Source organism: Geobacillus sp. CAMR5420 (genome assembly GCF_000691465.1).
GTDB classification, from domain to species: Bacteria; Bacillota; Bacilli; order Bacillales; family Anoxybacillaceae; genus Geobacillus; species Geobacillus thermoleovorans.
The window spans coordinates 48,712-73,020 of sequence record NZ_JHUS01000039.1 but is presented as its reverse complement, the minus strand read 5'-3'; the positions used below and the strand labels follow the sequence as shown (position 1 = coordinate 73,020).

The 24,309-nt window shown below is 52.9% G+C and carries 32 protein-coding genes; 25 read left to right on the top strand and 7 right to left on the bottom strand.

The window, feature by feature from the left end; all coding sequences use genetic code 11:
• Window positions 1–265 precede the first annotated feature (265 nt).
• The 3 genes from cobT to cobO are packed head-to-tail and all read left to right on the top strand — an operon-like array spanning window position 266 to window position 2,617.
• Window positions 266–1,324 (top strand): nicotinate-nucleotide--dimethylbenzimidazole phosphoribosyltransferase, encoded by a 1,059-nt coding sequence (cobT, locus tag DI44_RS07775; protein WP_081823184.1) that lies wholly within the window; start codon window positions 266–268, stop codon window positions 1,322–1,324.
• Window positions 1,321–2,091: a uroporphyrinogen-III C-methyltransferase gene (cobA, locus tag DI44_RS07780; protein ID WP_033025421.1), complete on the top strand. Its 771-nt coding sequence runs from the start codon at window positions 1,321–1,323 to the stop codon at window positions 2,089–2,091. The genes cobT and cobA overlap by 4 nt, the downstream gene beginning before the upstream one ends.
• Window positions 2,072–2,617 (top strand): cob(I)yrinic acid a,c-diamide adenosyltransferase, encoded by a 546-nt coding sequence (cobO, locus tag DI44_RS07785; RefSeq protein ID WP_033025418.1) that lies wholly within the window; start codon window positions 2,072–2,074, stop codon window positions 2,615–2,617. The genes cobA and cobO overlap by 20 nt, the downstream gene beginning before the upstream one ends.
• A 40-nt stretch (window positions 2,618–2,657) precedes the next feature.
• Here the strand turns inward: cobO and DI44_RS19195 are convergent, their stop codons facing one another.
• The 3 genes from DI44_RS19195 to metA all read right to left on the bottom strand — a co-directional run bounded on the left by DI44_RS19195 (window position 2,658) and on the right by metA (window position 4,172).
• Window positions 2,658–2,807, bottom strand: coding sequence for a hypothetical protein (locus DI44_RS19195; protein WP_011231282.1), 150 nt, complete (start codon window positions 2,805–2,807; stop codon window positions 2,658–2,660).
• Between the two features lie 185 nt (window positions 2,808–2,992).
• Window positions 2,993–3,091 carry a YjcZ family sporulation protein gene (locus tag DI44_RS18080; RefSeq protein ID WP_011231280.1) on the bottom strand — a complete coding sequence of 33 codons (99 nt, stop codon included), beginning with the start codon at window positions 3,089–3,091 and terminating at the stop codon, window positions 2,993–2,995.
• Between the two features lie 172 nt (window positions 3,092–3,263).
• Window positions 3,264–4,172 (bottom strand): homoserine O-succinyltransferase, encoded by a 909-nt coding sequence (gene metA / locus DI44_RS07790; protein ID WP_014195890.1) that lies wholly within the window; start codon window positions 4,170–4,172, stop codon window positions 3,264–3,266.
• Window positions 4,173–4,291: 119 nt separating this feature from the next.
• On the opposite strand from metA, the gene DI44_RS07795 reads away from it, so the two are divergent.
• Genes DI44_RS07795 through DI44_RS07805 form a run of 3 tightly spaced genes read left to right on the top strand, consistent with a single transcriptional unit; the run spans window position 4,292 to window position 6,508 of the window.
• Entirely contained in the window at window positions 4,292–4,807 is a 516-nt protein-coding gene (locus DI44_RS07795) for a hypothetical protein (RefSeq protein WP_014195889.1), read from the top strand.
• A gap of 60 nt (window positions 4,808–4,867) precedes the next feature.
• Complete coding sequence (locus DI44_RS07800) at window positions 4,868–5,344, top strand: glutathione peroxidase (RefSeq protein ID WP_014195888.1); 477 nt, start codon at window positions 4,868–4,870, stop codon at window positions 5,342–5,344.
• Window positions 5,345–5,362: 18 nt separating this feature from the next.
• Window positions 5,363–6,508, top strand: a complete 1,146-nt coding sequence (locus tag DI44_RS07805; protein ID WP_015374895.1) for a conserved virulence factor C family protein — start codon at window positions 5,363–5,365, stop codon at window positions 6,506–6,508.
• Window positions 6,509–6,561: 53 nt separating this feature from the next.
• On the opposite strand, the gene DI44_RS07810 is transcribed toward DI44_RS07805, so the two are convergent.
• Window positions 6,562–6,945 (bottom strand): DUF4183 domain-containing protein, encoded by a 384-nt coding sequence (locus tag DI44_RS07810; protein WP_011231275.1) that lies wholly within the window; start codon window positions 6,943–6,945, stop codon window positions 6,562–6,564.
• Window positions 6,946–7,386: 441 nt separating this feature from the next.
• On the opposite strand from DI44_RS07810, the gene DI44_RS07815 reads away from it, so the two are divergent.
• Window positions 7,387–7,770, top strand: coding sequence for a DUF4183 domain-containing protein (locus tag DI44_RS07815; RefSeq protein ID WP_015374894.1), 384 nt, complete (start codon window positions 7,387–7,389; stop codon window positions 7,768–7,770).
• 93 nt (window positions 7,771–7,863) lie between these two features.
• Here DI44_RS07815 and DI44_RS07820 read toward each other — a convergent pair whose 3' ends face one another.
• Window positions 7,864–8,310, bottom strand: a complete 447-nt coding sequence (locus tag DI44_RS07820; protein ID WP_011231274.1) for an NUDIX domain-containing protein — start codon at window positions 8,308–8,310, stop codon at window positions 7,864–7,866.
• Window positions 8,311–8,560: 250 nt separating this feature from the next.
• On the opposite strand from DI44_RS07820, the gene DI44_RS07825 reads away from it, so the two are divergent.
• The 15 genes from DI44_RS07825 to DI44_RS07880 all read left to right on the top strand — a co-directional run bounded on the left by DI44_RS07825 (window position 8,561) and on the right by DI44_RS07880 (window position 19,035).
• A complete protein-coding gene (locus DI44_RS07825; protein ID WP_011231273.1) occupies window positions 8,561–8,998 on the top strand; it encodes a BrxA/BrxB family bacilliredoxin in 438 nt (145 codons plus the stop codon).
• Window positions 8,999–9,096: 98 nt separating this feature from the next.
• A complete protein-coding gene (locus DI44_RS18075; protein WP_011231272.1) occupies window positions 9,097–9,228 on the top strand; it encodes a YuzL family protein in 132 nt (43 codons plus the stop codon).
• Window positions 9,229–9,875: 647 nt separating this feature from the next.
• Entirely contained in the window at window positions 9,876–11,060 is a 1,185-nt protein-coding gene (locus DI44_RS07830; RefSeq protein WP_011231271.1) for an LL-diaminopimelate aminotransferase, read from the top strand.
• A gap of 21 nt (window positions 11,061–11,081) precedes the next feature.
• Window positions 11,082–11,660, top strand: a complete 579-nt coding sequence (locus DI44_RS07835; protein WP_198527196.1) for a YpjP family protein — start codon at window positions 11,082–11,084, stop codon at window positions 11,658–11,660.
• A gap of 91 nt (window positions 11,661–11,751) precedes the next feature.
• On the top strand, window positions 11,752–12,456 hold the full coding sequence (locus DI44_RS07840) for a hypothetical protein (RefSeq protein WP_011231269.1): 705 nt from the start codon (window positions 11,752–11,754) through the stop codon (window positions 12,454–12,456).
• A 74-nt stretch (window positions 12,457–12,530) separates the two neighbouring features.
• The gene (thyA, locus tag DI44_RS07845) at window positions 12,531–13,325 is read left to right on the top strand and encodes a thymidylate synthase (RefSeq protein WP_011231268.1); all 795 of its coding nucleotides are present in this window, start codon (window positions 12,531–12,533) and stop codon (window positions 13,323–13,325) included.
• A gap of 13 nt (window positions 13,326–13,338) precedes the next feature.
• Entirely contained in the window at window positions 13,339–13,833 is a 495-nt protein-coding gene (locus DI44_RS07850) for a dihydrofolate reductase (protein WP_011231267.1), read from the top strand.
• Window positions 13,834–14,012: 179 nt separating this feature from the next.
• Window positions 14,013–14,456, top strand: a complete 444-nt coding sequence (locus DI44_RS07855) for a YndM family protein (RefSeq protein ID WP_011231266.1) — start codon at window positions 14,013–14,015, stop codon at window positions 14,454–14,456.
• Window positions 14,457–14,771: 315 nt separating this feature from the next.
• Window positions 14,772–16,043 (top strand): threonine ammonia-lyase IlvA, encoded by a 1,272-nt coding sequence (ilvA, locus tag DI44_RS07860; RefSeq protein ID WP_011231265.1) that lies wholly within the window; start codon window positions 14,772–14,774, stop codon window positions 16,041–16,043.
• A 106-nt stretch (window positions 16,044–16,149) separates the two neighbouring features.
• Window positions 16,150–16,401, top strand: coding sequence for a YpmP family protein (locus DI44_RS07865; protein WP_011231264.1), 252 nt, complete (start codon window positions 16,150–16,152; stop codon window positions 16,399–16,401).
• Between the two features lie 175 nt (window positions 16,402–16,576).
• Complete coding sequence (locus DI44_RS18745; RefSeq protein WP_023634460.1) at window positions 16,577–16,675, top strand: DegV family protein; 99 nt, start codon at window positions 16,577–16,579, stop codon at window positions 16,673–16,675.
• 4 nt (window positions 16,676–16,679) lie between these two features.
• On the top strand, window positions 16,680–16,979 hold the full coding sequence (locus tag DI44_RS0117120) for a DegV family protein (protein ID WP_227016151.1): 300 nt from the start codon (window positions 16,680–16,682) through the stop codon (window positions 16,977–16,979).
• Between the two features lie 54 nt (window positions 16,980–17,033).
• Window positions 17,034–17,606, top strand: a complete 573-nt coding sequence (locus DI44_RS07870) for an SCO family protein (RefSeq protein WP_033025416.1) — start codon at window positions 17,034–17,036, stop codon at window positions 17,604–17,606.
• A 74-nt stretch (window positions 17,607–17,680) separates the two neighbouring features.
• Window positions 17,681–18,463, top strand: coding sequence for an SGNH/GDSL hydrolase family protein (locus tag DI44_RS07875; protein ID WP_033025415.1), 783 nt, complete (start codon window positions 17,681–17,683; stop codon window positions 18,461–18,463).
• Window positions 18,460–19,035 carry a YpmS family protein gene (locus DI44_RS07880; protein ID WP_033025414.1) on the top strand — a complete coding sequence of 192 codons (576 nt, stop codon included), beginning with the start codon at window positions 18,460–18,462 and terminating at the stop codon, window positions 19,033–19,035. Before DI44_RS07875 ends, DI44_RS07880 begins: the two co-directional genes overlap by 4 nt.
• A gap of 74 nt (window positions 19,036–19,109) precedes the next feature.
• Here DI44_RS07880 and DI44_RS07885 read toward each other — a convergent pair whose 3' ends face one another.
• Together DI44_RS07885 and plsY are read right to left on the bottom strand one after the other, a co-directional pair.
• Window positions 19,110–20,474, bottom strand: coding sequence for an RsmF rRNA methyltransferase first C-terminal domain-containing protein (locus DI44_RS07885; RefSeq protein ID WP_033025413.1), 1,365 nt, complete (start codon window positions 20,472–20,474; stop codon window positions 19,110–19,112).
• Between the two features lie 28 nt (window positions 20,475–20,502).
• Window positions 20,503–21,096: a glycerol-3-phosphate 1-O-acyltransferase PlsY gene (gene plsY, locus DI44_RS07890; protein WP_011231258.1), complete on the bottom strand. Its 594-nt coding sequence runs from the start codon at window positions 21,094–21,096 to the stop codon at window positions 20,503–20,505.
• Between the two features lie 175 nt (window positions 21,097–21,271).
• On the opposite strand from plsY, the gene DI44_RS07895 reads away from it, so the two are divergent.
• From DI44_RS07895 to DI44_RS07910, 3 genes are all read left to right on the top strand, one after another.
• Entirely contained in the window at window positions 21,272–21,697 is a 426-nt protein-coding gene (locus tag DI44_RS07895) for an OsmC family protein (protein WP_011231257.1), read from the top strand.
• Window positions 21,698–22,007: 310 nt separating this feature from the next.
• Complete coding sequence (locus DI44_RS07905; RefSeq protein ID WP_020279617.1) at window positions 22,008–22,316, top strand: ammonium transporter; 309 nt, start codon at window positions 22,008–22,010, stop codon at window positions 22,314–22,316.
• Window positions 22,317–22,581: 265 nt separating this feature from the next.
• Window positions 22,582–24,204, top strand: a complete 1,623-nt coding sequence (locus DI44_RS07910; RefSeq protein ID WP_011231255.1) for a 5'-nucleotidase C-terminal domain-containing protein — start codon at window positions 22,582–22,584, stop codon at window positions 24,202–24,204.
• The last annotated feature ends 105 nt before the right edge of the window (window positions 24,205–24,309 follow it).

Below are 24,309 nucleotides of genomic sequence, written 5' to 3'. Positions count from 1 at the left end.
CCAATGCGCTTTCATTCGCCGACGATATGCGGCTTTGCGGCGAACGTTGGGCAAAGCGAAGAAGCTCCATATGATTCGCACAATCGGCCGTAAAGAGTCCTGCTGGATGAAGGTTATAAACCATAAAATCAGCCGTCAAATCGTCCGTTTTGCCCTCGCCAACGGTGTTGGCATGATTCGGATGGAAAAGTTGACGCGTTCCCTCAATCATAGACGAGAAAGGAGGAAGCGCATATTCCCGCTTGATGGGGGATATTGTGCGCCCATGATGAATGTTTCCATCCCACCGATCCACCGTGAAATGGTTGAACAAGCGCGTGCCTATATCGATCAATTGACCAAACCGCCCGGCAGCCTCGGCCGTCTTGAAGAAGTGGCGGCAACGCTTGCCGGCATGACCGGGGAGCTGCTTCCACGCGTCACTCCGCCCGGAGTGCTCGTGTTTGCGGCCGATCATGGCGTCACGGAAGAAGGGGTGTCTGCCTATCCGGCCGAAGTGACGGCGCAAATGGTGTACAACTTTGCCAACGGCGGAGCGGCGATCAACGCCTTCAGCCGGCAAATCGGCGCGTTGCTTCAGGTGATTGATGTCGGTGTCGCCGTGCCGATTGCTGATGAGCGCGTCATTCAGAAAAAGGTGCGCCCGGGAACGAACAATTTCGCGGAAACGGAAGCGATGACGCCGTCCGAGGCCGAACAGGCGCTTCATGTCGGTTACGAACAGGCGGCGTCCATCATTGAACAAGGCGTCCGCACGCTCATTGTCGGCGAAATGGGCATCGGCAATACGACCGCCGCGAGCGCCTTATTGGCCACGTTGACCGATGAACCGCTTGAGCGCATCGTTGGCAAAGGAAGCGGCATTAAGGAGGAAATGCTTGCCCATAAACAGGACGTGATCCGACGGGCGCTCTTGCTTCATCGGCCGGATCCGGCGAAGCCGCTTGAATGGCTTTCGAAAATCGGCGGGTTGGAGATCGCTGCTATGGCCGGGGCGATGCTGGCAGCCGCCGAACGACGCATCCCGATTTTGCTTGACGGTTTTATTTGCACGGTGGCTGCCCTTGTGGCCCGCCAGTTTGCCGTGAACGTCACAGACTATATGATTGCCGGCCATCGTTCGCAAGAGCCGGGGCACAGTATAGCCCTTCGTTTGCTAGAGAAGGAGCCGCTTTTGGATCTCGGCATGCGCCTTGGCGAAGGAAGCGGCGCGGCGGTAGCGTTTCCGCTCTTGATTTCAGCAATGGCGATGGTGAACGAAATGGCGACGTTCGCCTCGGCGGGCATTTCCACGGCCAATGCGAAAGGGGAGAAGGGGCGATGACCGTCGGCAAAGTGTATTTAGTCGGCGCTGGGCCGGGTGATGAAAAGCTCATCACGGTTTACGGCCGCGAATGCCTAGAACGGGCGGATGTCATTATTTACGACCGGCTCATCAACCGTAAGCTGCTGCGCTACGCGAAGCCCGGCGCCGAGCTTCTTTACTGCGGCAAAGAGCCGGGAAAACATGACACGGTTCAAGAACAAATTCATGAGCTGCTCGTTTGGCATGCGCAACAAGGAAAGACGGTCGTCCGTTTAAAAGGCGGCGATCCGTGCGTCTTTGGCCGCGCTGGTGAAGAGGCGGAAGTGTTGGTGAAAGCCGGAATTCCGTTTGAAATCGTTCCAGGGGTGACATCCGGCATCGCTGTGCCGGCGTACGCCGGCATTCCGGTCACCCACCGTGATTACGCCGCCTCAGTGGCGATGGTCAGCGGGCATCGGAGTGAGCGGATCGATTGGGAGGCGCTGACTCGAGGATGCGATACGATCATTGTCTACATGGGGGCGGCCAACTTGTCGGATATTTGCGGCCGTTTGATGGCGGCCGGAAAGCCGTCGGATACGCCGGCGGCCATCATTGAATGGGGGACGACCGAGCGGCAGCGCACGGTGGCGGCGACGCTTTCGACGCTGTCAGATGAGGCGGAACAGGCGGGCATTTCCCATCCAGCCATCATCATCATCGGCGATGTCGTTCGTCTGCGTGAGACGCTCCAATGGTTTCCGGAGCGGCAAGGGGGCATGGTCGATGCCGACGCCTCGTCGTAGCGGGCGTGTCATCGTTTATACGGGCGACGGAAAAGGAAAAACGACGGCCGCATTGGGGCTTGCCCTGCGTGCCGTCGGCCGAGGAATGAACGTCGCGGTTTTGCAGTTTTTGAAATCGCCGGAACGAACATACGGCGAGCAGTTGGCCCTAGAGCGCCTTGGCGTCGACGTCCGTCAGCTCGGCGCCGGCTTCACATGGACGAAAACGCCGGACATCCACCGGGAAGCATTGAAGCGTGCCTGGGCGGTGGCCAAAGAATATGTGTATTCCGGACGGTATGATATGATTGTGCTCGATGAACTGAACAATGTGTTGGCCATTGACCGCTTTCCCGTTGAAGATATCGTATCAGTCAGCGAGGTGCTCGAGCTGATCCGCACGCGCCCGCCGTCGCTCCATCTTGTCATCACGGGGCGCGCGGCGCGCCCTGAGCTGATGGCGGCTGCCGATATCGTTACGGAAATGAAGCTCATCAAGTATGACTATGAACAAGGAAGGACCGCGATGAAAGGGATTGAATTTTAGAAGCAAAAAAGCGGCTAAAAAACGGCCGCTTTTTTGCAGGTTAGGCATTTTCATCGGTTTTGTCATTTTGGATTTTGTTTTGCCGACGTCCTTTGCTGTTATCGCCGGAAACCGGGCCGCGAAGCAAGGCCATCGGATCTTGCGTTGGCGCGTTTTGATTGCGGCTGCCGTTGTTTGGGCGTTTCGTCATGAGCTCCACCTCCTTTGGCTGCCGTTGTCATACGTTTAGCATGGACGATGCCTTCATTCCTATGCATGGTTGTCTACAGCCCAGCATAAAAAAAGCGGGAAGCGTTCGTGTTCCCGCTTTCCCGCTGCAAGCCGGCCGGATGCTGGCAAACACGGCGGCCGGATGAAGGCAATCAGTGATTTCGGTTAGTAGGCATATCCGCCCAAGCAGGCACATCCAACAATAATCAACAAAATAAACAGAACGACAATCAACGCAAAGCTGTTTCCATGCCAAGCGCCCATCATGTTCACCTCCTGGTGGAATCTATCGTATTGTATGTCAAAAAAAACTAAAAGAACAGGGCGATTGTCGAAACACGAAAACAATCGGCCAAAATGAGAAAAACGCCTTGCATATGTTTCAGCAAGGCGTTTTTTCGGGATGGTTCAAGTGAAATGATTGCATATATTGATTTCATTCCCATTCATAAGGCGTTTCTTGATACACGTAATAGTTCAGCCAGTTGACAAACAGTAAATTGGCATGCGAGCGCCATGTGTTCAGCGGCGGCTGGCTTGGGTCATCATTGGGAAAGTATGATTCTGGGATGTGAATCGGCAGCCCTTTCGCCAAGTCGCGTTCATATTCTTCTTTGAGCGTTGTCGCATCATATTCTGGATGACCCGTTAAGAAAATGCGGCGCCCGTCGTTCGATGCAACGAGGCAAACGCCGGCTTTGTCGGACATGGACAAAATGGTGAGATCTGGCACTTTTTCGATGTCTTCGCGCTTGACGTCGGTATGGCGGGAGTGCGGCATGCGGAACACATCGTCAAAACCGCGCAATAGTTTCACGTTTTTCGCTTCCACCGTATGGTTGAACACACCGAAGCATTTTTCCGGCAATGGGTATTTCGGAATGCCGTAGTGATAGTATAAGCCAGCTTGTGCTCCCCAACAAATGTGCAACGTTGACGTGACGTTCGTTTTCGTCCATTCCATGATATCGGTCAGCTCATCCCAATACGTAACTTCTTCGAACGGCAATTGCTCGACCGGGGCTCCGGTGATGATCATTCCGTCGAACTTGCGATGGCGGATGTGCGGGAAAATCGTGTAAAATTGTTCTAAATGATGTTTGCTTGTCGTTTTCGGCTCATGGGTCGCCGGGCGCAAAAAGGTGACGTTCACTTGCAGCGGCGAGTTGCCAAGCAGCCGCAGCAACTGTGTCTCTGCTTTTTCTTTTTCGGGCATCAAGTTTAAAATGATGATGTTGAGCGGCCGGATGTCTTGGGAGTAAGCCCGTTCTTCGTCCATCACGAAAATGTTTTCCTGTTCGAGTATTTCTTTCGCCGGCAAGTCTTTTGGAATGTTGATTGGCAATGGTGTCCCCTCCGTTTCTGTCTCGTTACTAAATACCTTAATTATAAAAACTTTGTCAACATTCTTCAATTGATTTTTTTGACCTTAAACAGCTGGTGAACAAAAAGGGGGAATTCCGATTGGATCCGACAGCCTTTGACAATTTAAAAACGGTGTTGGAAGGGGCGGTATATGACGCGGATTTGCAAGGGCGCATTGCCGTGGTCGAGCGCCGCGACCTTGTCGATTTGGCCCGTTTGTTTCGGGAGTACGCCATTTCATTTCGGCTGAATGATGCGCCCGATCCGCTCGTCGTCTGCACCGCGCGGCTTTCGCTTGATTTTGCTGAGCTGGTCAATGAGCGGCTCTATCACGGCCGGGCCGGCTGTCGGCTCGCTCTTCTGTTTACCCTTCCGGTTCGCCGCTCGTCCGTTTGTGCGCTCATTGAAGGAACGCTGCGGACGATTTGGGGGGAGGAGAGAATCATCCGGCAAACGCTCCGCTTTCCATTTCCACATGAACGCGGCCCGTATGAAAATGAAGCCGTGGTCGAATTTGCACGCCTCATTTATGAGGAAAACGCCGCCGATTTGCCGGAGATGGTGCCGTATATGGTTTCATCACTTGAACAATTGCAGCTGTTCGCCGGGCAGTAACGATGCAAAAAGTAGAAACAAACCATGAAATCCGCTATGATGGAGATGAGGTGAAAAATCATGAGTGTATATGAATTCAGCGCCAAAACCATTCGCGGAGAGGAACAACCGCTTTCCGTCTATCGAGGCAACGTGCTGTTGATTGTCAACACGGCGAGCCGTTGCGGCTTCACCCCGCAGTATAAAGAACTGCAGGAGCTGTATGACGAATATCGCGATCGCGGGTTTGTTGTGCTAGGCTTTCCGTGCAACCAGTTCGGCGGCCAAGAGCCGGGGACGGAAGAGGAAATCGAGCAATTTTGCCAGTTGAATTATGGTGTGACGTTCCCGCTGTTTGCGAAAGTGGATGTGAATGGCGATCACGCCCATCCGCTGTTTCAATATTTGAAAGAAGAGGCGCCGGGGGCATTGGGAACAAAGGCGATCAAATGGAATTTCACGAAGTTTTTGGTCGACCGCAACGGCAAGGTTGTAGCTCGTTTCGCACCGCAAACAAAGCCAAGCGAGCTGAGAAAGGAAATTGAAAAGCTGCTGTAAGGCAAGGAGGGGTAACGCTTGCGCATTCAAGCGATTGAGCCGACGCCAAGCCCGAACACGATGAAAATATTGCTTGATGAAGAATTGCCTTCCGGCACGCGCCATAACTACAAACCGGACAACATCAGCGAAGCGCCGCCGCTTATTCAAGCATTGATGCGCATTGACGGAGTGAAAGGCATTTACCATGTCGCTGATTTTTTGGCTATTGAACGCCATCCGAAATACGACTGGCGCGACATTTTGGCGAAAGTGCGCGAAGTGTTCGGCGAGAAAGTGGATGACGGCGCCGAGACAAAGCCGAAAGGAAACGAACATTTCGGCGAAGTGAAAGTGTTCGTGCAAATGCTGTACGGTCTGCCGATGCAAGTGAAGCTTGTCGATGGGGAGCGCGAACACCGCGTCGGGCTGCCGAAACCGTTTATGGACGCGGTCATTGAGGCGCAAAAATACGCAGGAAATGTTGTGCTTGAGCGCAAATGGGTCGAAAAAGGAGTGCGCTACGGCACGTTTGAGGAAATCGGCCGCGAAATAGTCGATGAGCTGTCGGCAGCCTATCCGCCCGAGCGGCTGGAGCGGATCGTCAACATGTTCCGCCGCGGCGAGCAGGAAAAAACGGTGCAAAAGCGTCCAAGCCTCAAAGTGACGAGCGAGATGCTCGATGACCCGGATTGGCGCAAACGGTATGCCGCGCTCGAACAGATGGCCGAGCCGACCGAGGACGATATCCCGGTGTTGGCCAAGGCGCTCAAGGATGAAAAAATGGCGATTCGCCGCCTGGCGACGGCGTATCTCGGCATGATCGGCGGCAAAAAGGTGCTTCCGTATTTGTATGAAGCGTTAAAAGATCCTGCTGTCGCTGTCCGCCGCACCGCCGGCGACTGTTTGTCCGACATCGGCGATCCGGAGGCCATTCCGGCCATGATCGAAGCGCTAAAGGACGAAAGCAAGCTCGTCCGTTGGCGCGCGGCCATGTTTTTGTACGAAGTCGGCGACGAATCGGCGCTGCCAGCGTTGAAAGCGGCGGAAAACGATCCGGAGTTTGAAGTGAGCTTGCAAGTGAAAATGGCCATTGAACGGATCGAAGGCGGCGAAGAAGCGAAAGGGTCTGTGTGGAAGCAAATGACGGAGAGCCGGAAGAAAGAAAACGAAACAGAACAGTAAACCAGGCGCGCCCATCGGTGCGCCTGTTTTTATGATCGAAAAGAGTACGGCTGTTACGTCGTCACAGTAGTGTTGGAGCTTGGAGCGAATTGAACAATTTCGAGCACAACCGGGGTGTTAGCTGGAATCGAGCCGCTTCCGGTCGGGACGGTAATGGACAGTGACCCGACGCCGGTAGCTCCTGGGGTGTACGTCGATATCCCTTCCATTTGCAAAACGCCGTTAATGTACACGTTAAAGTAGCTATTGTTAGTTGCCAATGCTGGCAGCTGTGTCGCTTGGCTGCCGTCGTCTTGCAAAAAGCTGGCTGCGTCGATCGTTAAGGTTGCTCCTTCTGCTGTTTCAGCTGTTGTGATGTAAAAAAATCTTGCGACGTCTGGTGCAACCTCTGTCGTGGTAGTAGCGGCGACAAACAATTTAATTAATTGCAAAGCCATACAATCTCCCCTTCTCCATTTTGTGTTTAACATGCTGTGGCCCCGAAGCTGAGCCAATTATCATCCGTTCTTTTTAGTATCTGGAACTCTGTTGGCAATCAGCCGGTGCCATAGGTTCATTTTATTGTATGGATTAATTACAGAGGATGGCTCGGCGATTGCCGTAATGGGAGAAAAATGATGTTTTTGCCCTGCTATACCAGCCTGTTTTACCAGTGAATTTGAATTATGAAACAAACATTTTAAACGAATTTGGTCGTTTTATGATCCTGTTATAATAGACGGAATTAAGTGGAATATAGTGATTTTTTACTACCGTTCATTAACCTGCCATTTTGTTTGCTATTCACTTTGAAGATGGGAGGTGAATATACTAATGCAAAATATCTTGCGGAGTGAAATGATCACGAAACAATATGGTGTGTTTGGGTGAGCAAACGAATGAAACGGACATCTTCAACAGCAAAACATGTGATTGCTGCTTCCAAAGTATACGATTGGACCCATGCTGTACTGACCATTCCCCTCCGTGTGGCGCTCCACTTCCCTCCGCGTGTCTTGCAGGCGGAAACGTACCAGTATAACACCATATCAGACGGAGTGAAAACCGTCTATACAGACGGCGATGAACTGAGAGAGTACGGCGACCGCGGTATTTTAGATCCGAAACATGTATCATGGATCAACTTGTTTATTAATGGGGTGCTGCAACCGGAAAAACTGTATGAGGTGGAAAAGGGGAAACTGACGTTGAAAACAGCCGAGCCGCCGCCAAAAGGTGCGCCGATTATTCTTCAATTTATTACCATTAAAATGGGCTTCTAAATTTTTTTGCCCCTCCAGCTGCGGATTTGGTTCTTAGAAAAGAGTGTTTTCAACAATGGTGAAGCCTTGGAGAGAGCTCCAAGGCTTGGCTCGTCATCCCCTGAAATATTGTTCGATAAAATCTTTAACAAGAGGAGAGAGTTCGTTTGGCAATTCATGAAAAGGGAAGAATTTCACTTCCAGCGATTCTTCCCCGTCTTCTTTCAGTTCTCCACCGCGGATATCACGGGTGAGATAAACAACAGTGACTGGGTAATATTGATCTCCATTAGGCAGCCGAACAAAATATTTTTTTCCAGAAAACACATCGACTAGTTCCAGTTTGCCGATTTCCAGCCCTGTTTCTTCCCACACTTCCCGCCGGGCTGCTTCTTCTGCGGACTCCCCCAACTCCAACAAACCGCCGGGCAGTCCCCATAAGCCGTCGCGGCGTTTCTGCAATAAAATCCGCCCGCATTCATCGGTGACAGCGACCCCGGCTCCCGCCAAGATGATCGGCCGGGTTCCAATGATTTTTCGCAGTTCTTCAATGTATCCCATGTGCACGCTCCTTTCATGGCCATCGATGGCATAGTATATGTTTGGTCGCTGACAATGGCCGCGGCGGTTGATAGAAAGCGAAACGAAATCGCTCGTTTGATGGCGGCCAAACGGGTGCGTTTAGCCCCGTTTGTTCTGAATGATGCCGTTTAGAGACATGCGGCCGTGGACGGTTCTCTTCATTGATTTTTCAAACGAAAATATAGTATGCTGATAGCGCAGCGATGATGAATGTGGAGGGATGAGGGCAATGTCAATGGCTTACGAAGACTATATGCGCCAACTCGTGCAGCCGATGCGCGATGAACTTGTCCGCGCCGGTTTCCGCGAATTGCGCACAAGCGAAGAAGTCGAGCAGTTTATGAAACAAGTGGAAGGAACGACGTTTGTTTTTGTCAACTCAGTGTGCGGCTGCGCCGCTGGATTGGCGCGCCCCGCGGCGACGCAGGCGGTGTTGCGGAGCGAGAAAAAGCCGGACCATTTGGTGACGGTGTTCGCTGGCCAGGATAAGGAAGCGACAGCGAAAATGCGCGAGTACTTTGTCGGTTATCCGCCGTCTTCGCCGTCGATGGCGCTCTTAAAGGGGAAAGAAGTCGTTCACTTCATTCCGCGCGAAGACATCGAGTTTCACTCGATGGAGGACGTGATGGAAAATATTTTGGCTGCGTTTGACAAATATTGCGGCTGATGCGGTGCGAGCGAGGAGCGAACCGCTTGCGTTGATTCGCTTTCGTTCCGCATACAACGGCGCGTTGGCGGGAACGATAAGGGCGGAGGTGATCGGGCGTGCCGAAGCGGAAAAAAGATCGTTCGAAAACGGGCGTCAGCGCCCCAGATGTTCGAGGGCAAGGCACGACGGAGACGGAGACAGGCGCGTTCGAGCTTGACTCTGCCCGCAAAAAAACAAAAATCGATTAAAAAGGAGCTCCCGATGCGGGGCTCCTTTTGTCGTTTTCATGCGCAAACTCCCTTCGCATCCAACAGAATGCCAAGGGAGCTGGATGGATCGCCAAGAGCGTTTAGGCGTTGGCGATACAACTATAAATAAAGTAAAGCAATGTAATGAGGCTGGCCGCAAAAAAGATCGTGTTCATGTTTCATTTTTCCCGCCTTTCTGTCTATATTTTCGCTGAGAATCTATGATACACTATTCATGTGAACTACCCCCACTTCGCTTTGCTTGAAGTGGGAGCTTCTCAGTTCCACGACGAAAGCATTCTTTCGTCTCCCTGAGCGTGACTTCGGGTCGTCCCAACCCTAGGCATCCGACGATTCGGAGTTCTTTCGCGCCTTGGATATTTTACGCATGGAAGGCTTTGCTTGGTTTTCGCATTGGATATTCTCCATGCAACCCCCTATATCCAGTTCACAAAGAACATGATATACCTTGATTTTATCATGTGTTTTGGCTGACGCCAACCGACATCCATTTGTCGCTGATCGCTGGGCTGCAACCTTCACGCGGTTGAAGCGGGTGTCTTCTTTCGGAACTATGATAAAAGTATATACCAACAAAAGCAAAAAGAAAATGCAGTTTTTGTCTTGTCAAGGGAGAGGAAGACGAAATGAAAAAAGCGAAACGAATGAACGCGTTTTCGGCATCGATTTTCGCCGAGTTGACGGCGTATCGTCAAAAGCAGCGCCACCTTCATGACGAGTGGATCGACTTGAGCGTTGGCAGCCCGGATTTGCCCCCGGCGCCGTTTGTGCGTGAGGCGATCGCCCGCTACGCCAACGAGCCGAATGCGTACGGCTACACATTAAAGGGCATTCGCGAGTTTCATGAAGCGGTCGCCGATTATTATCGGACGGCGCATGGCGTTGTGCTCGATCCAGAGACGGAAGTGACGTACGTGATCGGGTCACAAGACGGGCTCGTTCATTTGCCGATGGTGTTCGCTGACCCGGGGGATGTCATTCTATTGCCGGATCCCGGGTACCCGGCGTATGCGGCGGGGGTGGCGATGGCGGAAGCGATGCCGTATTTTCTGCCGCTGAGGGAGGAAAACAGCTTTTTGCCGGATTTGCGTGCGATCCCGGAGGACATCGCCAAACGGGCGGCGATCATGTTTCTTAACTTTCCAGGGAATCCGGTGCCCGCCGTAGCGACAGAATCATTTTATCGCGAAGTGGTTGAGTTTGCGAAGCGGTACGATATCCTCGTTGTTTCCGATTTTGCTTACGGCGAGCTGTATTATGACGGAAACAAACCGGTGAGTTTTCTTTCTGTTCCAGGCGCAAAGGACGTTGGCGTGGAGATCAATTCGTTGTCAAAAAGCTACAACATGGCCGGCTGCCGGGTCGGCTACTTATGCGGAAATGCCGAGGTGATTCGTGCGTTTGCCGAGTTCAAGTCCAATTTGGATTACGGCATTTTTTGGCCGCTGCAAAAAGCGGCCGCGGAAGTGCTCCGCCATGGCGCCGGCTTTTGCGCCCAGAGCCGCATGATGTATCAAGCGCGCCGCGATGTGCTCGTGGATGGACTCGCTGACATCGGTTGGACGGTTGACCGTCCGCAAGCCGGCATGTTCGTGTGGGCGAAAATTCCGGACGGATGGACGTCGCTTTCGTTTGCGAAGGCGCTCATCGACCAAGCCGGCGTCGTTGTGACGCCTGGGCACGCGTTTGGGCCGAGCGGCGAAGGGTATGTGCGCATCGCCCTTGTCCAGCCGGAAGAAGTGTTGCGCCGGGCGGTCGCAAAATTAAAAGCGACCGGCTTGTTCGCGTCTCCGGCCGCTGATCGGCGGTAGCGGGAGGTGAAGGCGATGAAGCTGCCGTCTTGGCTTCGAAAAACGCTTGTTGCCGCCATTACCGTCTGCACGTTTGGACTCGTCACACCGCCCGCTTCGCTGCTCGCGGCCAAAGATCCGCCGTCAGATGATGCATCGTCTTCCGACTGGCAGCACAGTCCAACAAGTCGTGCCGAGGAAGCGGTTTCGTTGACGCGAGCTCAATTCATTGAGCGGACGATGGAAAAGGCCGTTGCCCAGTCCCATGAAAAATTCGGCCGCAAAATCGCTCCGGTCATTGAAGATGAGTTTCGCGCCGTCATTTTGCCGCGCATGGAAGAAGTGATCGCCGAGCTTGCCGATCGTTATCCGGAAGAGGAGCTCCGCTATTTGGCTGTTTCGGAAAATCCGTCTGGCAGGCAAGGAGAACGCATTTTCCATATTTACCGCGCCGATACGGGAGAAGATGTCATTCGCTTCCACGTCCGCCGCGAACATCCGCCGCAAGACGGATATTGGTTTCAGTTTCACTATCATACATGCGATGATGGGTTTCAAGCCCATCATGAACTCGGGAAAATCTACTGGTCAAAAAATACGCCGCCGAACTGGCGGACGTAGCAGGCCGCGGTTCTTTCCTTATTTTGCGCGTTTTTTCCCGCTTCGTTCTATGATATGATTTTCATAGATTGAAAGAAGCGGGGGAACCACGATGAAACGGCTGTTCACTAGTTTGTTGGCGGCGCTGTTCGCCGTTCCGCTTCTATCGTTCTCACCGTATCCGGCTGCCCATGGCGTGCTGCTTGAAGAAAGCAGCCTTGGTCTTAGGGGTGTTCCGTCTCATGATGTGCTTGGCCGCATCATCATCGTGCCGGAGACGGAGTTTTCCGCCTCTGAAGCGAATGAAATGATCCGGACGCTCGCCCGCATTGATCGCACGATTTTAGAGCAGGCGGCGGACCACCATATTTACATCCAACTGTTGACCGGCCCGATCACCGATGAGCCGACGGCCCGCCATTTGCGCGGAAAAACGCCGCGCGGTTATATGCCGGGTTCGAAAACATGGGATGACGTGCCGGGCATCGGTGGGTCGCATTTAGTGCTTGTCCGCCTCGGCCATAGCGAAAAAGGAAAAGGGCATGGCTCGGTCAATTTGGAGCTGCATGAGTTTGCTCATTCGCTCGATTACATCGTATTTGACCGCATTCATGAAACGGACGAATTTCAAGCGATTTGGCGGGAGGAGGCGCCGCGGCTCTTTCCTGGCGAATATTATTTTTTGACTTATCCGGAAGAGTATTTTGCCGAGTCGTTTGCCTATTATTATGCAAGCGACAAGACGCGGCAAACGTTGCGGGCGGCAGCGCCGAGAACATATGCGTTGATCCGCGGATTGGCGGAACGGGCCTCGTAAAAGGCTCGTTTTTTTATGGACAAGTGGTTCACCATGCGTTGCTTTATGGTATGATAGAGCGTGAGGTGAGAACATTGCGGCAATATTTGCAGCTTTTGGAGGATATTTTGGAAAACGGCGTCGAAAAAGAAGACCGCACGGGCGTCGGCACGCTGTCGGTGTTCGGCCGCCAGCTCCGCTTCAACTTGCAAGATGGATTTCCGCTCGTGACAACGAAAAAATTGCATATCCGCTCCATCATTTATGAACTGCTTTGGTTTTTAAAAGGCGATACGAACGTCCGCTATTTGCAGGAGAATGGCGTGACGATTTGGGACGAGTGGGCGGACGAAAACGGCGATCTCGGCCCGATTTACGGCGCGCAATGGCGCTCATGGAAAGGGGCGGACGGGAAAACAATCGACCAGATCGCGTGGGTCGTCGAGGAGATCAAACGAAATCCGAATTCACGCCGGTTGCTTGTGAGCGCTTGGAACGTAGCGGAATTAGACGAGATGAAGCTGCCGCCGTGCCATTATGCCTTTCAGTTTTATGTCGCGAACGGTCGGTTGTCGTGCATGTGGCAGCAGCGCTCCGTTGATACGTTTTTAGGGCTGCCGTTTAACATTGCCAGCTACGCGCTGTTGACGCATATGATCGCCCAGCAATGCGATCTCGATGTCGGCGAACTCATTTTCACCGGCGGTGATGTCCATTTGTACAAAAACCATCTCGAACAGGCGAAACTGCAGCTGACGCGCGAGCCGCGCCCGCTGCCGAAGCTCGTGATCAAACGGAAGCCGCCGTCCATTTTCGATTACGAATACGACGATTTTGAAATTGTCGGCTACAACCCGCATCCGACGATTAAAGCACCGGTGGCTGTGTAAAGGAGAGGACGCGATGATTTCGCACATTGTGGCAATGGATGAAAACCGGGTGATCGGCAAAGACAACCGCTTGCCTTGGCATTTGCCGGCCGATTTGGCGTATTTTAAACGGGTGACAATGGGCCATGCCATCGTGATGGGGCGCAAGACGTTTGAAGCGATCGGCCGGCCGCTTCCCGGCCGCGATAACGTCGTTGTCACGCGCAACCGCTCGTTTCGTCCGGAAGGCTGCCTTGTGCTTCATTCGCTCGAGGAAGTCAAGCAATGGATCGCATCGCGCGCTGATGAAGTGTTTATCATCGGCGGGGCCGAACTGTTTCGGGCGACGATGCCGATTGTCGACCGGCTGTATGTGACAAAAATTTTTGCTTCCTTCCCCGGCGATACGTTTTATCCGCCCATTTCTGACGATGAATGGGAAATCGTTTCCTATACGCCAGGAGGGAAAGATGAAAAGAATCCGTATGAACACGCCTTTATCATTTATGAGCGGAAAAAGGCGAAATAGATGGGACACGGGCATGGATATGCGTTTGTCGTTGGCGTACGAAACGTTTGCGAGACGCCCCCAAAAACGGGGCGTCTTTTTGTTTGAGATCGGAACATTTTGAAAACGTGTTTCTGCATAGAAGCGGGGCGAAAAAGGAACGATAATCAATAGAACCACAATGGAAATGGAGGAAGACGATGAAACATATCGTTCCGTTTGTCGTCAAGCTCGCTGCTTGGAGCGTCGTCTTGTTTTCGATGTTTACGATCTTCGATGCCCCGCTTTCCTTGATTTCACTCATGACGATCGTGACGGCGCTTGTTTCTTATATGATCGGCGATCTGTTCGTGTTGCCGCGCGTCGGCCATTTTGTCGCTGCCGCTCTTGACGTGCCGCTTTCCTTTTTGCTTATTTGGCCGGTCAGCTTTGCCCTCATTGCCCCGTCCGTCAACATGGCATACGGCGCGTTTTTCAGCGCCTTGGCGATCGGGGCGGTTGAAGCGTTTTTCCATTTGTATATGGAAAACCATGTGCACGAAGAAGCAAGACGGGAAGAAGCGCACCGCTGGTATGATGAAGGAAGATGGGCGACGGAATTTGCCGAGGAAGAAGAGTTCAAAAAAGAGGACGACCGGGCATAGCGCCGGTCGTTTTTTCTGTCCGCTTGCGCATGAAGAAGTAGTTCGCCGTACATATGCTGCACAATTCGCCGCGTTGCCGTCTGGCAGGACGGCTAGAGAGAGGTTTCGAGCAGGAAGGACGGCGCTCATCGGATGGCGTCAGTCCAAAAGCGTGAATCCGGTCGGCGGAAGCGTCCGGTAAAGCGGGATAATCGCGATGATCGCGAGCCAGCCCATCTTCACTCAAAAACTTTTCGAAAATTCCCTTTTCTTTTTGCGGATTTGTGATATAATCTACAAATCAAAGACAACTTAGAAAAGAAAGGGAACGAGAGCATGGAACAACAGCTGAAACGGAAGCAAGGGGCGGTATACGTCGAGGACATTTTGATCGCGTATCATACGCTGAAGGATGTTGTTTTCCATACGCCGCTGCAAAAAAATCCGCTGTTATCCGAGCGCTACGAGTGCAATGTCTACTTAAAGCGCGAGGATTTGCAAGTCGTGCGTTCGTTTAAGTTGCGCGGGGCGTACAACCGGATGAAGCATTTAACCGATGAGGAGCGGAGAAACGGGGTGGTATGCGCCAGCGCCGGCAACCATGCCCAAGGGGTGGCCTATTCATGCCGGGCGCTTGGCGTGCACGGGAAAATTTATATGCCGGCGACGACGCCTCGGCAAAAAGTGTCGCAAGTGCAGCTGTTTGGCAAAGACATGGTCGAGATCGTGCTTGTCGGCGACACGTTTGACGATTCATACAACGAAGCGGTGAAGTGCGCCGAGGCGGAAGGGCGGACGTTCATCCATCCGTTTGATGATGAATACGTCATTGCCGGACAGGGGACGATTGGCGTCGAGGTGTTAAACGACTGTGATGAACCGATCGACTTTTTGTTCGCCAGCATCGGCGGCGGGGGATTGATGGCCGGACTAGGGACGTATGTGAAAAGCATTTCTCCGTCCACCAAAGTCATCGGGGTCGAGCCGGCTGGCGCCCCATCGATGAAAGCGGCGCTCGAGCGCGGACATGTGGTGACGCTCGATGAAATCGACAAGTTCGTTGACGGCGCTGCCGTCAAGACGGTCGGGGAAAAGACATTCGCCTTATGCCGCGGGGTGCTTGATGACATCGTCGTCGTTCCGGAAGGAAAAGTATGCACGACGATTTTGGAGCTGTACAACGAAAACGCCATTGTCGCTGAACCGGCAGGGGCGCTGCCGATCGCCGCGCTTGATTTTTACAAGGAACAAATCCGAGGCAAAACAGTCGTCTGCGTCATAAGCGGCGGCAACAACGACATCGACCGGATGCAGGAAATCAAAGAGCGTTCGATGATTTACGAAGGACTGCAGCACTATTTCATCGTCAACTTCCCGCAGCGGGCTGGGGCGTTGCGTGAGTTTTTGGATGAAGTGCTTGGGCCGACCGATGACATCACCCGGTTTGAATACACGAAGAAAAACAACAAAGAAAGCGGACCGGCGCTTGTGGGCATCGAGCTGAAACGGCGCGAAGACTACGCGCCGCTCATCGAGCGGATGAAGAAAAAAGGCTTCCCGTTCCAAGAAGTGAACAAAGACCCGAACTTGTTCCATTTATTGATCTAACGAAAAAAGACGAAAAAAGTCGGAACAAATTCGCCGCATTCCGACATACTTTTTCACCGGATTGGTGTATAATAAAAGTAAATCGGTGAAAAAGAGGATTGATATTTTGCTATTCAAAAGCCTCGAGTTTCAAAACGCGTATGGGCAGAAGGTCAAGATTATCGAAATTCCAGTATTGGAGGAAGAGAATACGTACCGATTCATGGTCCAACTGCGCTTGGAGGCGTTTATTGCAAAAGTGTATCGGTCGAGAACAAACCGTTCCGTTTACTCGTTCCGCGAACATTTGAAGAAAGTGCTGAAATGGCCGGTATATGAACAGATCTTTAAAGAAACGGCGTTAAAGCATAATGCATGACTGTTGTTGTTTTGCCCTTGGCGGCAAAACAACTTTTTTTCTGCCGGTATCGTTCATAATGGGCGATGTTCCTGCTTGGGGATGAGCCAAGCTTGCTCATGGACGTTTTTAGGTAGGATTTTTGCCGGTTTCATTATATAATGGAAACGAGATCATCAGTATTAGGAGTGAGCGAATGAAACCAATCAAAATTGTAACCGACTCAACGGTCGATGTGCCGTTTTCGGTGCTTGCCGAGCACGGCGTTGAAGTCGTTCCGCTTCATTTGACATAAGCCGATCGCCGCTCTGGTTGACGGGCTGTATACGCCGGTTGCCCAGGTTCGCAGCTTTTCGCAAGCGGTGTCCCATTTGGCGGGCCGTCTTGTCGAGGAACAAGGGGCCAAACGGGTAGAGAAAATCGCCATCGCCCATGCCGATGCTCCTCGGTGGGCGGAGCGGCTCAAGGAAGCGGTGACAGACATCATCGGCTATTCACCGATTGACATCGTTGAAACAACGACGGTCATTTCCATTCACACCGATCCTGGGGCGTTGGCGCTCATGTACTACACGGAGGAAGCGGCGCTTGATGAATAAACGCCGTTGTTGTGCGGCATCAACATATTTTTGTCGAAAAGGAAGGATCCATCGATGTGGAAACGAATCGCGCTTTTTCTCGTTGTTCTTTTGCTGGCGGCGTGCGGAAAAACGATTCCGGACGCCAAAAACTGGCCGGTGGAGGACTTTACGTTTGTCGATCAGACGGGCAAGCCGTTTGGGCTTCGCGACTTAAAAGGAAAAGTGTGGGTCGCCGATTTTATTTTTACAAATTGCGAAACGGTTTGTCCGCCGATGACGGCCCATATGGCGAAATTAAAACAAATGGCAAAGAAAGAAGGACTGGATGTCGAGTTTGTCTCCTTCAGCGTTGATCCGGAAGTCGACACGCCCGAAAAACTGGCGGCGTATGCGAAACAATTTACAGACGACCTATCAAACTGGCATTTGCTTACCGGATACAGCCCGGCCGAAATTAGCGAGCTGGCGCAAAAAAGCTTTAAAACGATCGTGCAAAAGCCAGCCAATGACGATCAAGTCGTGCATGGCACCAGCTTTTATTTGGTCGGGCCGGACGGAAAAGTGGTTCAGACGTACAGCGGCGTGCAAGATGTGCCGTACGAAACGATTTTAGAGCATATCAAAATCGTGCAGTCGTCGCAATGAGGCAAAAACGGCTACCGCCTTTTTGCCTTCTTTTCGTCTTTCCCCTTGTTGCGGCAAAAGGCAGGTGTCAAACAATGAGACGGTGGGGATGGTTGTTGTGCTGCTGGCTGCTCGCCGGATGCGTGTCGCTTTCGGCGGGCGGAAAGCCGGAGCGCCCGCATGAAGCCGCCGTCAAGCAGACGGAAGCAAAGCCGCTTCCGAAAGATATACATTTGGTCGCTTTGGGCGATTCGTTGACGGAAGGAGTCGGGGATGGCGAAGGGAAAGGGGGCTATGTTGGCCGCCTTGTCCCGCTCCTTTCGGCAGAAGACGGAGTGCGGACGGTCACCGTGACGAATTTAGGAAAACGCGGCCGGCGCATTGTGGAGCTCAAGCCAGTCATCAAGGCGCATGAAAGGGAAATCAGCCAAGCGGATCTCGTCCTTGTCACGATCGGCGGCAATGATGTGATGAATGTCGTCCGTTCACATTTTTTTGATTTGTCGCACGAACGGTTTTTGAAAGAGGCAAAGGCATTTGCCTCTCGATTGGACCATCTCATTCTATCATTGCGCACGGTGAACCCCGATGCCGTCGTTGTGCTCGTCGGCTTATACAACCCGTTTTCGAGCACGTTGCCGAACATTCCGGAAATCGATGATGTCATCGCTGAGTGGAACAGCGCCAGCCTGGCAGTGCTTTCACGGTATGAGCGAACGATTTTTGTCGATATCCAAGACATTTTTGCTGACCGCGATGATTTGCTCTACCGCGATGAGTTTCATCCGAATGCCGCAGGATACGAACAGATGGCCATACGGGTGTATGAAGCGTTAAAGGAACGAAAAGAATGGTGGATAGGGAGATTGCTGCAATGAATTGGAAACGAGCGTTTTGGATGTTGGCGACTGTCAACGCGGCGGTCATTGTTTTAGCCGCCGCCTGGTTGTTTAAGCCGTCTCCGCCGGTGAAACGGCCGGCGCACCCGGATGTCGAAGGAGCCTCATTTACTGTTTACTCGAAGAAAGCGCATTTGAACGCCGTCATTAACGATTATTTGGTGAAAAAAACGAAAGGCCATCCGCTGCAATACCGCGTTTGGCTCGCCGATCGCGTCTATGTTTCAAGCGAAATCCCCATTTTAGGCCGCTCGGTCGAACTTGTCGTCTCGTTTGTGCCCAAAGTAATCAAAGGAGGGAATGTCGAGCTCACGGAGCCGACGATTTCGCTCGGCGACTGGAAGCTGCCAGTGACGTATGTGCTTCGCTACTTACAAAAGCACGCCCCGCTGCCGGATGAAGTGGCGATTGACCCGGAGCACACCCGCGTCTACGTCGCGCTCACGGACATTCGCTTTGGCAACGGTTATCAGGTGGCGGCAAAAAAAATCGATTTGGCCGCCGATGAGATCGTGTTTACCTTAACAATTCCGACGAAGCAGCACCAGTAAAAAAGACTGTCCGCGTGTGCAGGACAGTCTTTTTTGCGGTTAGGAGCTTCTTTGTCACCCGCTTTTCCGATGCTTCAGATGAGACGGAGCCCTTTTGGATAAAAGTTTTTCACCGTTCCTTTCACTTCTTTCCCCCAGGCGAACGGAAATCCATCCACGGCCACAAGCAGCCAACCGCGGTCGCCGCCGGTGGAAAGCGTCTCGCCGCGCCAATATTGGACGATTTCGCGGCTCGCGCTCGATAGGTCAAGCACATGTTTCGCTTCCTCTGTCCGCAACGCCAAGGCAAGGGCATGGTTCGGCTCAAACCGCTCTTTTTTCACATCCCCTAAGTGCAACCCGGCGCGGACGATTTTCAAACCGGACAAATCCGGGCAACGCTCGGGCAACACAGTCAAATGGGCGCCAAATGACACGAACGTGCCGTCTCGCTCTGTCCGCAATGCCTCTTGTTCAAACTGGCGATACAGGCGGATAGCGGCTTTTGGCGCGCTCGATTTCGCCCACCGCCCTCGCCAAGGTGAGGTGGGCCGCTGTTTTTGCAGTTTGGCGACAAAATGCCCTTCCCCTTTCAGACGGTGCGGCCAAAGGCGGGCGGTGTGTACGAGATCGGATCGATTGGTTTTCGTCCATTCCGGCCGCCCTGGCTCGATGCCGCCGATTTTCGCAATGGGTAACAACTGCAAATCCTCGTACGTCTCAAGCAGCCATTCAATCGTTTGTTCGTTTTCCTCCGGAGAGAACGTGCACGTGGAATAGACGAGAATGCCGCCTTCTTTCAGCATCGCATAGGCGCTTTCCAAAATGCGCCGCTGTCTGGCCGCACATTCTTCCACATAAGCCGGGCTCCAAAACGAAGCGGCCTCTTCATCCTTGCGAAACATGCCTTCGCCGGAACAGGGGGCGTCGACTAAAATTTTGTCAAAAAAGCCCGGAAACTGCTCGGCAAGCGCCTCGGGAGTTTCATTGACGACAACGGTGTTCGTCAAGCCGAACCGTTCGACGTTCTCTGCGAGCGCTTTGACCCGTTTCGGGTGGATTTCGTTGGCGACAAGCAGCCCTTTGTTTTCCATCATCGCTCCAAGCTGGGTCGTTTTCCCGCCAGGGGCGGCGCACAAGTCAAGCACCCTCTCCCCAGGGGCGGGACGCAGCGCTTCGGCGACCGCCATCGCGCTCGGTTCTTGAATGTAATACAGGCCGGCCGTATGGTACGGATGCTTTCCCGGCTGTTCGTCCGGCTCATAATAAAACCCGGTCGGGCAAAACGGCACCGGGGAAAGGGAAAAGGGCGCCGTTTTTGCCCATGCGCCCGGGTCGGTTTTCAACGGATTGACGCGCAAGCCGTTGATTTTTTCGTTTTCATAAACAGCGAAAAACTCGTCTGCTTCTTCATCAAGCAGCTTCTTCATTTTCGCGACAAATGCTTCCGGCAATCTCAACGCAGCAAACTCCTTTCTCCGTCCGTCGTCATGAGCGTTTGCCTGGCCATTTCACTTTTGGCTCCGTTTTGTTCAAGATGCGTTGAATGTTGGCGCGATGACGATAAAAGATAAACGAAGCCAGCAACAACACCGCCACCGTCAATGGAATGTCGTCCGTGAAAAAGACGGTGTACACGACCGCATACAGCGCCGCGGCCATCGATGACAGGGAGACGTAGCGTGAAACAGCCAAGACGACAAGAAACACGGCGATGAGCGACAAAAAGAACAACGGCGAATAAAACAGCATCACCCCGCCCGATGTCGCCACCGCCTTGCCGCCGCGGAATTTGGCGAACACCGGATACATATGGCCGACTACGGCGATCGCCCCGGCCAAAAGCGGATGCACGGGGACGGAAAAAAGCATCGGCAAGCTCGCCGCCAGCGTCCCTTTTAGCATATCGCCGACAATGACGATCGTTCCCGCTTTCGCCCCAAGCACGCGGAACGTGTTTGTTCCCCCAAGATTGCCGCTCCCGTGTTCGCGGATGTCGATCCCGTAGCCGATTTTCCCGACAAGAAGGCCAAACGGAATCGAGCCGAGAAGATAAGCAAGAAGCAAAATGAGTGCGGTCATCGAATCAAACACCCTTTACTCAACAAGTTTGTGCATGTTTCTATTTTAACATGCATGAGCGAAAACGGTAGACAGGAATTTTGCATTTCAAGGACATAGCCGCTAAACTGAAAAGAAGAAACGGGCTGTCGGAAAGTCCGTCCGACCCCGGACAGATGAGAAAGGAGCGACCATGATGAAAACGACGGTTGTATGGAACGGAAACATGTCATTCAGCGGCCAAAGCGCTTCCGGTGTGGTGATTCCGATCGACGCCGCGAAAGACGTCGGCGGCAACGATTCAGGCGCTCGGCCGATGGAGCTTTTGCTTCACGCCTTAGCCGGCTGCACCGGCATTGACATCGTTTTGATCTTGCGGAAAATGCGGCTTGATGTCCGCGCGTTTTCGATGGAAGTCGAAGGAACGCGCGCCGATGACCACCCAAAGCGGTTTACAGAGATTCATATTCATTACGCGCTCGAAGGCGATTTGCCGGAAGACAAGGTCGTCCGCGCCATTCGGTTGTCAAAAGAAAAATATTGTTCCGTTTCCCATTCGTTAAATGCCGCCATTACAGCGAGCTATTCGATCAACGGCGTGCGCGGGAAGGAGACGATCTAACAAGGAGAAGGGCTTGACGTTCATGGCCGTTTCGCGTGGCATAGCGTCGAATGACAATACGATGAAAAAGGTGTTCCGATCGTTTGCGGAACACCTTTTTTGTGTTAGAACGGATAACGGCGATCAGTCGTTTGGATGGACACCCTGCCGATCCGCTTTCCTTCGAGTTATGCCCGATAGGCGGCGCGCAAAAAAACTTTGTCCTCATACTTGACACATCTCTTTTAATTGTTATAATTTTTAACATAAATACGTTATATTTTATTACACAAGAAACGGTTGAGGGGGGCGGCGGGAAACATGAAAAAAATTGAAGCGATCATCCGGCCGGAAAACGACCGGTCATGCGTCGTTGTTCATCACCCAACTGCTTGGCGCGTTGACAGTCATCGTTTGGGGCTTCGTCAGCGGTGCGCTCATCGCGAATGTGTGCGACAGCACGGTCGGGCTCCGGGCGACAGAGCGTGAGGAAGAAGAAGGTCTCGATATGGCGTACCACGGCATTCCGGCTTACAATGAACTCGAGCGGTTTGCCGATCTCCCGGGCGGGTTGTACGATTTTGAGGAGACGACCGGCATTCGCGTTGCTCCGTTAAACAAGAAAAACGCGGTCGGTTGAACGCTCTCCCACCTACGCTTGTGCTTCGAGGTGGGAGATTCTTGGGAACACCCGCCCCACGGCAGGCTGTCCACCGAGCTAAAAGGGAAAGGCTGTCCGATCAACAGACTCTATCGGGCGGTCTTTTTTGTTTCTGTTGTTCTCAACAGTCAGTTGTGAATTTACAAAATATTTACGAGAAATCATCCTTTCTGCTCTATCATTGTACTGACTCGCAAGGATATAATGGGAGTGAACGAGAAGGCGAGAGAAAGGGGAACCGGGAATGAAGAATTCCAAACGATGGGGAAGACGGGTGCTATCCGCATTGGCTGCTGCAGCGGTGCTGGCCGCGGCTCCAGTTGGGGCGGCAGGGAACGGGAAAAGCAAGGGGAAGCCGCCTGCTTCTTCGCACCGTTATATTGAGGTGCAGCTGTTAGGCATTAACGACTTCCACGGCCAGTTGAATGTGACGAGAAAAGTCGGCGGGCGGGAAGTTGGACGGGCTGATTATTTAGCCGCTTATTTGAAACAGCGGGAGGCGGAAAACAAAAATACGCTGCTCGTCCATGCCGGCGATGCGGTTGGCGCCAGCCCGCCGGTATCGGCGCTGCTAGAGGACGAGCCGACGATCGAAGTGCTCAATAAGCTCGGCTTTGACGTCGGCACCCTTGGCAACCATGAGTTTGATGAAGGAGTAGCGGAAATGCTCCGCTTGATCCATGGCGGATATCACCCGGCGACCGGCGATTTCGCCGGAGCAGATTTTCCGTACGTGAGCGCCAACGTCGTTGATGCGCAAACGGGAAAGCCGATTCTCCCGCCATATGTGATTAAGCGGGTCAACGGCATGCCGATCGGATTGATCGGCGTCACGCTCACGGAAACACCAACGATTGTGACGCCAAGCGGCGTCGCGGGAGTCAAGTTCATCGATGAAGCAACAGCGATTAACAAAGCGGTCCGGGAACTGAAGAAAAAAGGGGTGCAAACGATCGTCGTTCTCGCCCATAACCCAGGCGTATCCAATCCGGATGGGACAAACGCAAGCGGGGAAATTGTCGATATCGCCAAAAATGTCGATGATGAAGTCGATGTGATTTTCGCCGGTCATAACCATGCCTATTTAAATGCGGTTGTGGACGGCAAGCTGCTCGTTCAGTCGTATTCGTACGGCACGGCGTTTTCTGATGTCGATTTGAAAATCGACCCGCGTACGAAAGACGTCGTCGCCAAAAAAGCGGAGATCGTGACGACCTATCATGACGGCATCACTCCGGACCCGGAAATCCGTGCCCTCGTCGAAAAATATGAAGCGAAAGTGGCGCCGCTTGTCAATCAAGTCGTCGGCACAGCAGCCGAAACGATCACCGATGAACAAAACGAAAGCGGCGAGTCCGCCTTGGGCAATTTGATCGCCGATGCCCAGCGGGCGGCGATGAAAACCGATTTTGCCTTTATGAACCCGGGCGGCATTCGCGCCGATATTGAACAAGGCGAAGTGACGTGGGGCGAATTGTACAACGTTCAGCCGTTCAACAACCAGCTCGTGAAAATGACGCTCACCGGCGCGCAAATCCGCCAGCTTTTGAATCAACAATGGCAGCCAACCCAAACGCGCATGCTGCAAATCTCCGGCCTCCGCTATACATGGAGCGCCAGCAAGCCGGTCGGAGAAAAAGTCATTGACATTCAGCTTCCTGACGGCACACCGCTAAAACCGGACGCCGAGTACACGGTGACAGTCAACAGCTTCCTCGCCGACGGCGGCGATGGGTTCACGGTGTTGACGCATGGGACAAACCGCGAGGTCGGCCCGGTCGATTTGGATGCCCTTGTCTCGTATATTCGCGGTCTTGAGCAACCGTTCTCAGCACGGATCGAGGGGCGGATCAACCGGCTTCCGTAACAGGTGTTGACCGAGGAAAAAGGATGGAAGGGCGAACGGTCGCTTATCTAATGAAGAAGGTGTCCCCAAAAGACTCGGGACACCTTTTCTTTACTCCTAATGGGC

Coding starts and splice junctions, on each gene's coding strand:
- DI44_RS07840 (WP_011231269.1), top strand. CDS start 11,752: ATGAAACGGCTGTTCACTAGTTTGTTGGCGGCGCTGTTCGCCGTTCCG.
- DI44_RS18745 (WP_023634460.1), top strand. CDS start 16,577: ATGAAACCAATCAAAATTGTAACCGACTCAACGGTCGATGTGCCGTTT.
- DI44_RS07825 (WP_011231273.1), top strand. CDS start 8,561: ATGTCAATGGCTTACGAAGACTATATGCGCCAACTCGTGCAGCCGATG.
- DI44_RS07875 (WP_033025415.1), top strand. CDS start 17,681: ATGAGACGGTGGGGATGGTTGTTGTGCTGCTGGCTGCTCGCCGGATGC.
- DI44_RS07880 (WP_033025414.1), top strand. CDS start 18,460: ATGAATTGGAAACGAGCGTTTTGGATGTTGGCGACTGTCAACGCGGCG.
- plsY (WP_011231258.1), bottom strand. CDS start 21,096: ATGACCGCACTCATTTTGCTTCTTGCTTATCTTCTCGGCTCGATTCCG.
- DI44_RS07855 (WP_011231266.1), top strand. CDS start 14,013: ATGAAACATATCGTTCCGTTTGTCGTCAAGCTCGCTGCTTGGAGCGTC.
- DI44_RS07815 (WP_015374894.1), top strand. CDS start 7,387: ATGAAACGGACATCTTCAACAGCAAAACATGTGATTGCTGCTTCCAAA.
- cobT (WP_081823184.1), top strand. CDS start 266: ATGATGAATGTTTCCATCCCACCGATCCACCGTGAAATGGTTGAACAA.
- DI44_RS07830 (WP_011231271.1), top strand. CDS start 9,876: ATGAAAAAAGCGAAACGAATGAACGCGTTTTCGGCATCGATTTTCGCC.
- DI44_RS07820 (WP_011231274.1), bottom strand. CDS start 8,310: ATGGGATACATTGAAGAACTGCGAAAAATCATTGGAACCCGGCCGATC.
- DI44_RS07850 (WP_011231267.1), top strand. CDS start 13,339: ATGATTTCGCACATTGTGGCAATGGATGAAAACCGGGTGATCGGCAAA.
- cobA (WP_033025421.1), top strand. CDS start 1,321: ATGACCGTCGGCAAAGTGTATTTAGTCGGCGCTGGGCCGGGTGATGAA.
- DI44_RS19195 (WP_011231282.1), bottom strand. CDS start 2,807: ATGACGAAACGCCCAAACAACGGCAGCCGCAATCAAAACGCGCCAACG.
- DI44_RS07810 (WP_011231275.1), bottom strand. CDS start 6,945: ATGGCTTTGCAATTAATTAAATTGTTTGTCGCCGCTACTACCACGACA.
- DI44_RS07800 (WP_014195888.1), top strand. CDS start 4,868: ATGAGTGTATATGAATTCAGCGCCAAAACCATTCGCGGAGAGGAACAA.
- DI44_RS07870 (WP_033025416.1), top strand. CDS start 17,034: ATGTGGAAACGAATCGCGCTTTTTCTCGTTGTTCTTTTGCTGGCGGCG.
- DI44_RS07910 (WP_011231255.1), top strand. CDS start 22,582: ATGAAGAATTCCAAACGATGGGGAAGACGGGTGCTATCCGCATTGGCT.
- DI44_RS18080 (WP_011231280.1), bottom strand. CDS start 3,091: ATGGGCGCTTGGCATGGAAACAGCTTTGCGTTGATTGTCGTTCTGTTT.
- ilvA (WP_011231265.1), top strand. CDS start 14,772: ATGGAACAACAGCTGAAACGGAAGCAAGGGGCGGTATACGTCGAGGAC.
- cobO (WP_033025418.1), top strand. CDS start 2,072: ATGCCGACGCCTCGTCGTAGCGGGCGTGTCATCGTTTATACGGGCGAC.
- DI44_RS07895 (WP_011231257.1), top strand. CDS start 21,272: ATGAAAACGACGGTTGTATGGAACGGAAACATGTCATTCAGCGGCCAA.